Origin of the sequence: Streptomyces sp. NPDC002490, from assembly GCF_040296045.1 — a bacterium.
Taxonomy (GTDB): domain Bacteria; phylum Actinomycetota; class Actinomycetes; order Streptomycetales; family Streptomycetaceae; genus Streptomyces.
In genome coordinates this window covers 15,742-28,253 of the sequence record NZ_JBEOWM010000015.1, presented here as the reverse complement: position 1 = coordinate 28,253, position 12,512 = coordinate 15,742, and the positions used below count along the sequence as shown (strand labels likewise).

The window sequence follows — 12,512 nt, the reverse complement described above, 5'->3', positions numbered from 1 at the left end:
CGTGGTCCGAGCCCCCCGGGACGGCGGGTAGGCTGGTCACATGTCCGAACCGACCGGTGCCGCCCGCCGCCGCGGGCCCTTCAAGGTCGGGGACCAGGTCCAGCTCACCGACCCCAAGGGACGCCACTACACGTTCACGCTCGAAGCGGGGAAGAACTTCCACACCCACAAGGGTTCCTTCCCGCACGACGAGCTGATCGGCTCCCCCGAGGGCAGCGTTGTCCGCACCACGGGGAACGTCGCCTACCTCGCGCTGCGCCCCCTGCTCCCCGACTACGTCCTGTCCATGCCCCGCGGCGCCGCCGTGGTCTATCCCAAGGACGCGGGGCAGATCCTCTCCTTCGCGGACATCTTCCCCGGCGCCCGCGTCGTGGAGGCGGGGGTGGGCTCCGGCTCGTTGAGCAGCTTCCTGCTCCGGGCCATCGGGGACCAGGGCATGCTCCACTCCTACGAGCGCCGTGAGGACTTCGCGGACATCGCCCGGCAGAACGTGGAGCGCTACTTCGGCGGCCCGCACCCGGCCTGGCAGCTCACCGTGGGGGACCTCCAGGACAACCTGTCCGACACCGACGTCGACCGGGTGATCCTCGACATGCTCGCCCCGTGGGAGTGCCTGGAGGCCGTCTCCAAGGCGCTCGTCCCCGGCGGCATCCTCTGCTGCTACGTGGCCACCACCACCCAGCTCGCCCGGACCGTGGAGTCCATCCGGGAGATCGGCTGCTTCAACGAGCCGACCGCCTGGGAGACGATGATCCGCAACTGGCACATCGAGGGCCTGGCGGTCCGCCCGGACCACCGCATGATCGGCCACACCGGCTTCCTGCTCACCGCCCGGCGCCTCGCCGACGGCGTCGAGCCCCCGATGCGCCGCCGCCGCCCCGCCAAGGGCGCCTACGGCGAGGACTACGCCGGCCCCAACGCCGATGGCGGCGCCCCCCGCTGAGCCGCCCGCCCCGGCGCGTCGGTCACCCACCCAACGCCCGGACGGCTCCGTCGAGTTCCCGATCCCACGGGAGAACCCGGCCGAGCCGTCCGGGCGTTCAGTCGTTCCGTGCCCCGCCGTTCCCCGGCCCCGTGCGGGTGTGACACGATGCTGGCCACCCCACCGGCACAGCCCTCACAGGAGACACTCCTCGTGCAGCAACCCGCCGTTCCGGAACTGGCGCACACCCACACCCGGCCCATCCACTGGGTGGCCACCGCCACCGCGCTCGCCGGCGTGATCGCGGCCTCCTCCGTCCTGCAACCGGATCCGGCGACCGCCGTCCAGCCGGGGCGTTCCGCCGCCGAAGCGCCCCGCGCCCCGGGCCCCGCGCCCGACCCCGCCGAGGTGACCTTCCCGATCGACTGCGGCCCGGTCACGGTCCGGGTGATCAAGAAGGCCACCGGTGACCTGGACGGGGACGGCAGCCCGGAGACCGTCGCCGTGGCGCGCTGCGACACCGCCATGGGGACCCCGCCGAACGGCGTGTACGTCCTCACCCGCGGTCGGGTGCCCGGAGCCGACCCCCGGGTCGTGGCGACCCTGGTCCGGCCCGCGGAGCGGCTCAACGTCGCCGAGCTGGGCGTGCGCGCGGGCTCGGTGACCGCGACGCTGCTCGGCTACTCCTCGCGCGAGGTGCCCAACTGCTGCCCGGACGAGCGCCGACGCACCACCTGGACCTGGCGCGACGGCCGTTTCACGAGCACCGACGCGGGGACGGCCTTCGGGGCGTGACGGCGCCGGGAGGCGCTCAGGCCGCGTCGGGTCCGTACACCTCGACCCGGTCGGCCACCCGCCGCACGTGGATGCAGTCCCCGGGGCACTCCTTCGCCGAGTCGGCCACGTCCCGCAGCAAGGGCAGCGGCACCCTGGTGGTCGCGCCGGGCTCCTGGAGCAACTCGTCGTCGGCGCTCTTCACATACGCCAGCCCGTCGATGTCCAGCTCGAAGACCTCCGGGGCGTACTGGACGCAGATGCCGTCGCCCGTGCACAGGTCCTGGTCGATCCAGACCTCCAGCTCGGCGCCGTCGCCGCCGAGTCCGTCCGACCGGTCCGCTTGCCCCACCGTCGTCGCTCCTGCCGTGTTCCCGACCCGCGCACCCGACGTGACCGTGCCCGCGGGTGCCTGACGACCGACCTTAACAACCGCCCGCGAGCCGGGCGGGAGCCCCCGGCCCGGGACACGGAGCGTGAGGTGCCTGACATCCCCGCCGCTGGCCGAAAACCCGGTCGGGACGGTGCTCCCGGGTGCGTGGCGCTCGTCACAGGAGATGCACCGTTTCGTCCGCCGAGGGGCGTGCCACCCCCACAAGTCGGCCGCAGTCTGTTGGGTGTTGACCGGTTCCCGGGCATACCCGGCCGCTTCCAGAGGTCATTCCGTGGGTATTCCCCTGGCGTGAGGGAGAGCGCAAGGGTGAAGATCGGACACACCCCCACGGTCTTTGTGATCTAGGGGTTTCAATCGTCACCCACCCAGGTAGGGTCAGGAAGCGTCCAGCTCCCTTTGGAGGAGGTGAGGACCGTGGCAGCCCACGACGATGACATGAACCGCGGCATCCGCCCGGGTCGAGGGTCCGAAGACCCGGCCGGTCAGATCGCCGATCTTGAGCAGGAGATCGCCGTACTGCGGCGCAAGCTCGCCGACTCACCGCGCCACACGCGGATTCTCGAAGAGCGGATCGTCGAGCTACAGACCAACCTTGCCGGTGTGTCCGCACAGAACGAACGCCTCGCGAACACGCTCCGTGAGGCCCGCGACCAGATCGTGGCCCTCAAGGAAGAGGTCGACCGGCTCGCCCAGCCGCCGGCCGGGTTCGGCGTCTTCCTGACGGCCAACGAGGACGGCACCGTCGACATCTTCACCGGGGGCCGCAAGCTCCGGGTGAACGTGAGCCCGAGCGTCGAGGTCGACGGACTGCGGCGCGGCCAGGAAGTCATGTTGAACGAGGCGCTCAACGTGGTCGAGGCCATGACCTACGAGCGCGTCGGCGACATCGTCACCCTCAAGGAGGTCCTGGAGGACGGCGAACGCGCCCTGGTCGTCGGGCACACCGACGAGGAGCGCGTGGTCCGGCTCGCCGAACCCCTCCTCGACGTCACCATCCGCCCCGGCGACGCCCTCCTGCTCGAACCCCGTTCCGGCTACGTCTACGAGGTCGTGCCCAAGAGCGAGGTCGAGGAACTCGTCCTGGAGGAGGTCCCGGACATCGGCTACGAGCAGATCGGCGGTCTGGGCAACCAGATCGAGATGATCCGCGACGCGGTCGAGCTGCCCTACCTCTACCCGGACCTCTTCAAGGAGCACGAACTGCGCCCGCCCAAGGGCGTGCTGCTCTACGGCCCGCCCGGCTGCGGCAAGACCCTCATCGCCAAGGCGGTGGCCAACTCCTTGGCGAAGAAGGTCGCCGAGGTCACCGGTCAGGCCGCGGGCAAGAGCTTCTTCCTCAACATCAAGGGCCCGGAGCTGCTCAACAAGTACGTCGGCGAGACCGAGCGCCAGATCCGCCTGGTGTTCCAGCGGGCCCGCGAGAAGGCCAGCGAGGGCACCCCGGTCATCGTCTTCTTCGACGAGATGGAGTCCCTCTTCCGCACCCGCGGCTCGGGCGTCAGCTCGGACGTGGAGAACACCATCGTCCCGCAGCTCCTCGCCGAGATCGACGGCGTGGAGGGCCTGGAGAACGTGGTGGTCATCGGCGCCTCCAACCGCGAGGACATGATCGACCCCGCGATCCTGCGCCCCGGACGGCTCGACGTGAAGATCAAGATCGAGCGTCCGGACGCCGAGGCGGCCAAGGACATCTTCGGCAAGTACCTCACCGAGCGCCTCCCGCTCCACGGCGACGACCTCGGCGAGCACGGCGGCGACCGCGGCGCCACGGTCCAGGGCATGATCCAGACCGCGGTGGAGCAGATGTACGCCGAGTCCGAGGAGAACCGCTTCCTGGAGGTCACCTACGCCAACGGCGACAAGGAGGTCCTGTACTTCAAGGACTTCAACTCCGGCGCCATGATCGAGAACATCGTGGGACGCGCCAAGAAGATGGCGATCAAGGCGTTCCTCGAACAGAACCAGAAGGGTCTGCGGGTCTCCCACCTCCTCCAGGCGTGCGTGGACGAGTTCAAGGAGAACGAGGACCTGCCCAACACGACCAACCCGGACGACTGGGCCCGGATCTCCGGCAAGAAGGGCGAGCGGATCGTCTACATCCGCACCCTGGTCACCGGGAAGCAGGGCGCCGACACCGGCCGCTCCATCGACACGGTGGCGAACACCGGTCAGTACCTCTAGGCACGCCGCTCGGCTGCGGGCGGGCAGGGCCCCCCGCAGCCGACCGTGCGGCCGGCGACACGGCAATGACGGAAACGATCTCCCCGCTGGTGTCGAGCGGCATAGGCTCGACCGTACCGCCGCGCCGCGCCGTGCGGGGACCGGCACCGCACGCCCAGTGGAGCACCGGCGGTAGGTGAGCGCGGCCCCCGACCGGGGGCGCGCCGGGCAAGGAGGGCCGCATGACCGTACGGCGAGTAATGGGCATCGAGACGGAGTACGGCATCTCCGTCCCCGGCCACCCCAATGCCAATGCCATGCTCACCTCGTCCCAGATCGTCAACGCCTACGCGGCGGCGATGCACCGCGCCCGCCGGGCCCGCTGGGACTTCGAGGAGGAGAACCCGTTGCGCGACGCCCGCGGGTTCGACCTCGCGCGCGAAGCCGCCGACGTCAGCCAGCTCACCGACGAGGACATCGGTCTCGCCAACGTCATCCTGACCAACGGTGCGCGGCTCTACGTGGACCACGCCCACCCCGAGTACAGCTCCCCGGAGATCACCAACCCGCGGGACGCGGTCCTGTGGGACAAGGCGGGGGAGCGGATCATGGCGGAGGCCGCGGAGCGGGCCGCCCAGCTGCCGGGTGCCCAGCCCATCCACCTCTACAAGAACAACACCGACAACAAGGGCGCCTCCTACGGGACGCACGAGAACTACCTGATGAAGCGGGAGACCCCCTTCTCGGACATCGTGCGCCACCTGACGCCCTTCTTCGTCTCCCGGCAGGTCGTGACGGGGGCCGGGCGGGTCGGCATCGGCCAGGACGGCCACGAGCACGGCTTCCAGATCAGCCAGCGCGCGGACTACTTCGAGGTCGAGGTCGGCCTGGAGACCACCCTGAAGCGGCCCATCATCAACACCCGGGACGAACCGCACGCCGACGCCGAGAAGTACCGGCGGCTCCACGTGATCATCGGGGACGCCAACCTGTCGGAGACCTCCACCTACCTCAAGCTGGGCACCACCGCCCTGGTCCTGTCGATGATCGAGGACGGCTTCATCGCCGTGGACCTCGCCGTCGACCAGCCCGTGCGCACCCTCCACCAGGTCTCGCACGACCCGGGCCTGCGACAGCTCGTCACGCTCCGCAGCGGTCGCACGCTGACCGCCGTGCAGCTCCAGATGGAGTACTTCGAACTGTCCCGCAAGTACGTGGAGGAACGGTTCGGGGCCGATGCGGACGAGCAGACCAAGGACGTCCTCACCCGTTGGGAGGACGTGCTGAACCGCTTGGAGAACGATCCGATGAGCCTCGCCGGCGAGCTGGACTGGGTCGCCAAGCGGGAGCTGATGGAGGGCTACCGGCGGCGGGACGGCCTCGACTGGGACGCCGCCCGACTGCACCTGGTGGACCTCCAGTACGCCGACGTCCGCGAGGAGAAGGGCCTCTACAACCGGCTGGTGGCCCGCGGCAGGATGAAGCGGATCCTGGACGAGGACGAGGTGGAGCGGGCCCGCACCAAGCCGCCGGAGGACACCCGGGCCTACTTCCGGGGACGGTGCCTGGAACAGTACGCCGACGACGTGGCGGCCGCCTCCTGGGACTCCGTCATCTTCGACCTGCCCGGTCGGGACTCGCTCCAGCGGGTGCCGACCATGGAGCCGCTGCGCGGAACGCGCCAGCACGTCGAGGCGCTCCTGGACCGGTGCCGCACCGCCGAGGACCTCGTCAAGGTGCTCTCCGGCGGCTGACCGGTGCCGGGGCGCCGGCGAAACCGGGCCGGACGGGGCTGAAGGGCCCCGCCGCCGGGAATCATGGTGATGACCCCCTTCGTCGTACGGAGGACGGAGAGGACCGGGAACACCGGGAGTACGGAACGCGGGGGCCGATGTCGGGCCCAGCTTGTAGGGTCTGATCTTGACCGATCGAACTGAGTCGGGCGAACCGAGCGGGGTGAGGGTTGATGGCGACCAAGGACACCGGCGGCGGACAGCAGAAGGCCACGCGCAGCACCGAGGAGACCGAGGAGCAGGCGCAGGACGCGCAGGCGTCCGAGGACCTCAAGGAGCGCCAGGAGAAGCTGAGCGACGACGTCGACTCCGTCCTCGACGAGATCGACGACGTCCTGGAGGAGAACGCCGAGGACTTCGTGCGCTCCTTCGTGCAGAAGGGCGGGCAGTAGGAGCCGGGCGGGGCGGACGGACGAATTCCGCCCCGCCCCGCCCGTGAGGGCGGGGCCGGTGTTCCCAGGTGCGTGGCCGGACCCCGGCCACGCACCACCGTTTCCCCGACCGCGGGGCGGCCGACGGGCCCGACCAGTCCGAGGACGGGTCGCGCCCGTGCGGACGCAGCTGCCGTCGTCCCGCCGCCACCCGCCGTTCCAACCGGCCCGACCACGCATGTGGATCACGGCCGTGAGGCGGGTAAGGTCCCTGGCGTACCGTGCTTCAACGGCAATTCGGCCATCGGCGAGTTGGGCGCCGATCCCGACACCGTCCGCAGGGCTGCCGCTTAACCTGGGAGGAATCTCGTGGAAGCCAACAACCGTGGCACCGGGCGTCTACCAGCTGCCTTCCTGACGCCGGGGTCGTCGTCCTTCGTGGACTTCCTCTCGGCGCACCAGCCGGATCTGCTTCCGGCCAACCGCGCCCTGCCTCCGGTGAAGGGGGCGATCGAGGCGCCGCACGGCACCACCATCATCGCCGTGACCTTCCCCGGTGGCGTGGTCCTCGCCGGCGACCGGCGGGCCACGATGGGCAACATGATCGCCCAGCGCGACATGGAGAAGGTGTTCCCCTCGGACGAGTACTCGGCGGTGGGCATCGCCGGGACCGCCGGCCTCGCCATCGAGATGGTGAAGCTGTTCCAGCTGGAGCTGGAGCACTTCGAGAAGGTGGAGGGCGTCCAGCTCTCCCTGGAGGGCAAGGCCAACCGGCTGTCCACGATGATCCGTTCCAACCTCGGGATGGCCATGCAGGGCCTGGCCGTGGTGCCCCTCTTCGCCGGCTACGACGTGGACCGGGAGCGGGGCCGGATCTTCTCCTACGACGTCACGGGCGGTCGGAGCGAGGAGCAGGGCTACGCGGCCACCGGCTCCGGGTCGATCTTCGCCCGCGGTTCGATGAAGAAGCTCTTCCGCGAGGACCTGACGGAACAGCAGGCCACCACCCTGGTGGTGCAGGCGCTGTACGACGCCGCCGACGACGACTCGGCGACCGGCGGTCCCGACGTGGCCCGGCGGATCTATCCGATCGTGACCGTGATCACCGAGAACGGATTCCGCAGGTTGACGGAGGTCGAGTCCTCCGAGATCGCGCGTTCGATTCTGGAGCGGCGCCTGGAGCAGCCCGACGGCCCCCGTGCCGCCCTGCTCTGAACCGCCTGCCGAAACCGTAACCACTCACAGGAAGGGGCGGACAGCCGGTGTCTACGCCGTTCTACGTCTCACCTCAGCAGGCCATGGCCGACCGGGCGGAGTACGCGCGCAAGGGCATCGCCCGGGGGCGCAGCCTGGTCGTTCTCCAGTACGCCGACGGCATCGTGTTCGTCGGTGAGAACCCGTCCCGCGCGCTGCACAAGTTCAGCGAGATCTACGACCGGATCGGCTTCGCCGCCGCCGGCAAGTACAACGAGTACGAGAACCTGCGGATCGGCGGGGTGCGCTACGCCGACCTGCGCGGCTACACCTACGACCGCGACGACGTGACGGCCCGCGGTCTGGCGAACGTGTACGCCCAGACGCTCGGCACGATCTTCTCCAGCTCGGCGGAGAAGCCCTACGAGGTCGAGTTGGTGGTCGCCGAGGTCGGGGACGAACCGGAGGGCGACCAGATCTACCGGCTGCCGCACGACGGGTCGATCGTGGACGAGCACGGTTCGGTCGCGGTCGGCGGGAACGCCGAGCAGATCAGCAACTACCTGGACCAGCGTCACGAGGACGGCATGTCGCTGGCCGCGGCGCTGCGGCTGGCGGTGCAGGCGCTGTCCCGGGACACCAACGGGACCGAGCGGGAGATCCCCGCCGAGCGCCTGGAGGTGGCGGTCCTGGACCGCGCCCGCCCCCAGCAGCGCAAGTTCAAGCGGATCGTGGGGCGCCAGCTCGTCCAGCTGCTGGAGGAGGGCGCGCGGCCGGACGGCGGGGCCGGGGCGACGGCGGAGGACGCCGCGGCCGCCGACACGCCGGCGAAGGACGAGGACGGGGCGCCCGACTCCGAGGCGTAGCCCCCGCGCGCACCGAGGGCCCCGGCCGCAGCCGGGGCCCTCTTCGGCGTGTGTGCTCAGACCCCGGGCGCGGTGCCCGTGGACCCCCGGGGCACCAGGGCGACCGGCAGGTTCACGGGTGGGAACCGCTCGCCGTCCAGCAGGGCCAGCAGCGCCCGCATCCCCTGGGCGCCGACCTCCTCGGCGGGCAGCCGGACGGTGGTCAGTTCGGGGTCGACGGCGGTGGCCAGGGACAGGTCGTCGAAGCCGGTCACGGAGAGGTCCTCCGGCACCCGCAGGCCGAGGCTGCGGGCCGCCTTGAGGACGCCCGCGGCCAGGAGGTCGCTGTCGCACACCACCGCGGTGGGCCGGCGATCCGCGGGCCGGGCCAGGACGCCCTCCGCGGTGGCCCGGGCGGCGTCGACGCGGAGCGGGGCGACCACCCGCCCGGGCCGCTCCACGGAGCTGCCCAGGGCTTCGGCGAGGGCCCGGGCGCGCACCCGGAAGGTCCAGGAGTCGACGTCGGCGCCCAGGTGCAGCACCCGACGGTGCCCGAGGGCGAGCAGGTGCGCGGCGACCTGCCGCAGGCCGTCCGCGACGTCCACGTTGACCACCGCCGCCCCCGGTTCGGCGGCGGGGTCGGAGTCCAACATGACCAGGGGCAGCGCATCGCCCCTGATCGCGGCGACCGCGTCCGGGGTCATGGACGAGGCGATGACCCCGTCCAGGGCGGCCCGGGCCGAGGCGAAGGGGTCGGGGGCCTCCTCGGAGACGGTGTCGAAGGGGTACAGCACGACGCCGAAGCCGTGTTCGGCCGCCACCCGGGCGGCACCCGCGTGCACCCCGGCGAAGAAGTCGCTGCTGAGCACGGGCACGACGAGGAGCGCCGTACGGGTCCGGCCCAGCCGCAGGGTGCGGGCGGCGGCGTTGGGGCGGTAGCCGAGGTCGCGCGCGGCGGCGCGCACCCGCTCGGCGGTCGCCTCCGCGACCCGCCCCCGCCACTTGTCGCCCAGGACCAGCGAGACGGCCGCCTGCGAGACCTGCGCCGCCCGGGCGACGTCCCGGCTGGTGGGCCGGGTGCCGGGCGCCGGGCGCCGTGTCCCCGCGGCCGTCTCCTGACCGCCGGGGCCCTGGGTCCTCATCGTCGTCTCCTGCCGTGCGGTGCCGTCCTGCCCGTTCCCGCCGGGCCGCCCGGTCGGGAACGGCCGGAACGCGGGTGGACCGCCGGATTGCTCACATGGTACGTATGCGGGGCTGACGTTATACGTAACACTTCATGGGTGGGGAGGGCCGACATGGCCTGGGGGTACGGCGACATATTCCGGGCGCGGCACGCCGCGCGGCTACTGGTCGGCACCCTCGTGGGAAGGCTCCCCAACGCCACCGCCACCATCGCGATCCTGCTGCTGGTGCGCGCGGAGGGCGGCAGCTACCGGCTCGCGGCCGGCCTCGCGGCGGTCTACGGGCTGACCCACGCGGTCGGGCAGCCCCTCCTGGGCCGACTGGTGGACCTGCGCGGCCAGCCCGGCGTCCAGTTGCCGGCCTCGCTGCTGTCGGCGCTCGGCGCCGTGCTCCTCGCCCTCGTCGGCACCGACCCGCTCCCGGTGGCGTACGCGGCGGTCGCCGTGTCCGGGTTCTTCGCACCGCCGCTGGAGGGCGGGTTGCGGGCGCTGTGGCCCTCCGTGCTGCCCCACGAGGGCCAGGTGCACCGGGCGTACGCGATGGACGCGGTGGCCCAGGAGGTCATGTTCACCCTCGGACCGCTGCTGGTGACCCTGTGCGTGGCCGTGTGGTCGCCCTCGGTCGCCCTGCTGGTCATCAACGCCCTGGGGGTGCTCGGCGCGCTGTCCGTGGTCACCTCCGAGCCGTCCCGCGCCTGGCGCTCCGCCCCGCGCGAGGCCCACTGGCTGGGGGCGCTGCGCTCGCGCGGACTGCTCACCCTGCTGGCCGCCTTCCTGTGCGTGGGCGCCGCCCTGGGCGCCATCGCGGTGGCGGGCTCCTCGTACGCGGAGGGCCGCGGCGGGGGCGCGGTGTACGGCTGGCTGATGGCGGCCGTCGGCTTCGGCGCGCTGGTCGGCGGCGCGGTGTACGGGGCGCGCCCGTGGGCCGGAGCCCCGGAGCCCCGGCTCCGGGTCCTGGTGGCGCTGCTGGCCGTGTGTTACCTGCCGCTGACCCTGGTGCCCGGACCGGTGGCCATGACCCTCCTGAGCGCACTGGCCGGGGTGTTCCTGGCGCCCGCGCTGGCCTGCGCCTTCGTGGTCGTGGACCGACACGCCCCGGTCGGCACCGTGACCGAGGCGTTCTCCTGGTTGGTCACCACGTTCAGCGTGGGCGCCGCGGTGGGGACCGCCGTGGCCGGGCCGGTGGTGGAGTGGGGCGGTGCCCGGGCGGCGTTCGCGGTCCCCGCCGCGGCGGGGACCGTCGCGCTGCTGGTGCTCGTCGTCGCCCGGAGCGCCCTCGCGGCCGTGCCGCGTGCGGTCACGGTCACCACCGTGGCGGTCGGGACTGTGGAAAATGATCGGAACGGTACGGCCGAACCCGGTTTCAGTAACGGGCATCAGGCGTAATGTTCAGTCATGGACCGCCGCATTTTCGGGCTGGAGAACGAGTACGGCGTCACATGTACGTTCAGGGGACAGCGGCGACTGTCCCCCGACGAGGTGGCGCGGTACCTCTTCCGCCGTGTCGTGTCATGGGGCCGGAGCAGCAACGTCTTCCTGCGCAACGGTGCCCGTCTGTACCTCGATGTCGGATCGCATCCGGAATACGCCACCCCCGAATGCGACAACGTGACCGAACTGGTCACCCATGACAAAGCCGGCGAGCGCATTCTCGAAGGGCTGCTCGTCGATGCCGAACGCCGCCTGCACGAAGAAGGCATCGCGGGCGACGTCTACCTCTTCAAGAACAACACGGATTCGGCGGGAAACTCCTACGGGTGCCACGAGAACTACCTGGTGGCCCGGCACGGGGAGTTCTCCCGACTGGCGGACATCCTCATCCCCTTCCTCGTCACCCGACAACTGCTCTGCGGCGCGGGCAAGGTCCTCCAGACCCCGCGCGGCGCCGTCTACTGCGTCAGCCAGCGGGCGGAACACATCTGGGAGGGCGTCAGCTCGGCCACGACCCGCTCCCGTCCCATCATCAACACCCGTGACGAACCGCACGCCGACGCCGAGCGCTACCGCAGGCTCCACGTCATCGTCGGCGACTCCAACATGTCCGAGACCACCATGCTGCTCAAGGTCGGCGCCACCGATCTGGTGCTGCGGATGATCGAGGCCGGCACCGTGATGCGGGACCTGACGCTGGAGAACCCGATCCGGGCGATCCGCGAGGTCAGCCACGACATCACCGGTCGGCGCAAGGTCCGGTTGGCCAGCGGGCGGGAGGCGTCCGCGCTGGAGGTCCAGCGCGAGTACTACGAGAAGGCCGTGGACTTCTGCGAGCGGCGCGGCATCCGCACCGGAACGGTCGAGCAGGTGCTGGAGCTGTGGGGCCGCACGCTGGACGCCATCGAGGCCGAGGACCTCGACCGGATCGCCACCGAGATCGACTGGGTCATGAAGTACCAGCTGATCGAGCGGTACCGGGCCAAGCACAGCATGAGCATGTCCCACCCGCGGGTCGCCCAGATAGACCTCGCCTACCACGACATCCACCGCCGCCGCGGGCTGTACTACCTGTTGGAGCGCCGCGGCCAGGCCGCCCGGATCTGCAACGACCTCAAGATCTTCGAGGGCAAGTCGGTGCCCCCGCAGACCACCCGCGCCCGACTGCGCGGCGACTTCATCCGCCGGGCCCAGGAACAGCGACGGGACTTCACCGTCGACTGGGTCCACCTCAAGCTCAACGACCAGGCGCAGCGCACCGTGCTGTGCAAGGACCCCTTCCGGTCCGTCGACGACCGGGTGGAGAAGCTGATCGCCGGCATGTGACCGGCCCGGGGGGCGTCCCGGCGGCCGCACCGGCCGTCAGGTCCCGGTGGGTCGGAACGCTCCGGGGGCGTCGTGCGTTCATCGTGCGGCGCCCCTTACCCGTGGTGCCGCGTCGCCCACG

The 12,512-nt window shown here is 71.3% G+C and carries 11 protein-coding genes; 9 read left to right on the top strand and 2 right to left on the bottom strand.

Annotation, left to right across the window (positions count from 1 at the left end; translation table 11 throughout):
• Positions 1-40 precede the first annotated feature (40 nt).
• Positions 41-943 (top strand): tRNA (adenine-N1)-methyltransferase, encoded by a 903-nt coding sequence (locus tag ABT092_RS12075; RefSeq protein ID WP_351242636.1) that lies wholly within the window; start codon positions 41-43, stop codon positions 941-943.
• Between the two features lie 192 nt (positions 944-1,135).
• Positions 1,136-1,717, top strand: coding sequence for a hypothetical protein (locus tag ABT092_RS12070; RefSeq protein WP_351242634.1), 582 nt, complete (start codon positions 1,136-1,138; stop codon positions 1,715-1,717).
• 16 nt (positions 1,718-1,733) lie between these two features.
• Here the strand turns inward: ABT092_RS12070 and ABT092_RS12065 are convergent, their stop codons facing one another.
• Positions 1,734-2,048: a ferredoxin gene (locus ABT092_RS12065; RefSeq protein ID WP_351242632.1), complete on the bottom strand. Its 315-nt coding sequence runs from the start codon at positions 2,046-2,048 to the stop codon at positions 1,734-1,736.
• Between the two features lie 456 nt (positions 2,049-2,504).
• On the opposite strand from ABT092_RS12065, the gene arc reads away from it, so the two are divergent.
• The 5 genes from arc (at position 2,505) to prcA (ending at position 8,474) form a co-directional block, all read left to right on the top strand.
• Positions 2,505-4,271, top strand: a complete 1,767-nt coding sequence (gene arc, locus ABT092_RS12060) for a proteasome ATPase (protein ID WP_351242630.1) — start codon at positions 2,505-2,507, stop codon at positions 4,269-4,271.
• 221 nt (positions 4,272-4,492) lie between these two features.
• On the top strand, positions 4,493-6,004 hold the full coding sequence (gene dop, locus ABT092_RS12055) for a depupylase/deamidase Dop (protein WP_351242628.1): 1,512 nt from the start codon (positions 4,493-4,495) through the stop codon (positions 6,002-6,004).
• Positions 6,005-6,216: 212 nt separating this feature from the next.
• Entirely contained in the window at positions 6,217-6,435 is a 219-nt protein-coding gene (locus ABT092_RS12050) for a ubiquitin-like protein Pup (RefSeq protein ID WP_030782898.1), read from the top strand.
• Positions 6,436-6,783: 348 nt separating this feature from the next.
• Positions 6,784-7,629: a proteasome subunit beta gene (gene prcB, locus ABT092_RS12045; protein ID WP_351242626.1), complete on the top strand. Its 846-nt coding sequence runs from the start codon at positions 6,784-6,786 to the stop codon at positions 7,627-7,629.
• A gap of 47 nt (positions 7,630-7,676) precedes the next feature.
• Positions 7,677-8,474, top strand: a complete 798-nt coding sequence (gene prcA / locus ABT092_RS12040) for a proteasome subunit alpha (RefSeq protein WP_351242624.1) — start codon at positions 7,677-7,679, stop codon at positions 8,472-8,474.
• Between the two features lie 56 nt (positions 8,475-8,530).
• On the opposite strand, the gene ABT092_RS12035 is transcribed toward prcA, so the two are convergent.
• Positions 8,531-9,595 (bottom strand): LacI family DNA-binding transcriptional regulator, encoded by a 1,065-nt coding sequence (locus ABT092_RS12035; protein ID WP_351242622.1) that lies wholly within the window; start codon positions 9,593-9,595, stop codon positions 8,531-8,533.
• 153 nt (positions 9,596-9,748) lie between these two features.
• On the opposite strand from ABT092_RS12035, the gene ABT092_RS12030 reads away from it, so the two are divergent.
• The gene (locus ABT092_RS12030; protein ID WP_351242835.1) at positions 9,749-11,020 is read left to right on the top strand and encodes an MFS transporter; all 1,272 of its coding nucleotides are present in this window, start codon (positions 9,749-9,751) and stop codon (positions 11,018-11,020) included.
• A gap of 9 nt (positions 11,021-11,029) precedes the next feature.
• Complete coding sequence (gene pafA, locus ABT092_RS12025) at positions 11,030-12,391, top strand: Pup--protein ligase (RefSeq protein ID WP_351242620.1); 1,362 nt, start codon at positions 11,030-11,032, stop codon at positions 12,389-12,391.
• Positions 12,392-12,512 lie beyond the last annotated feature (121 nt).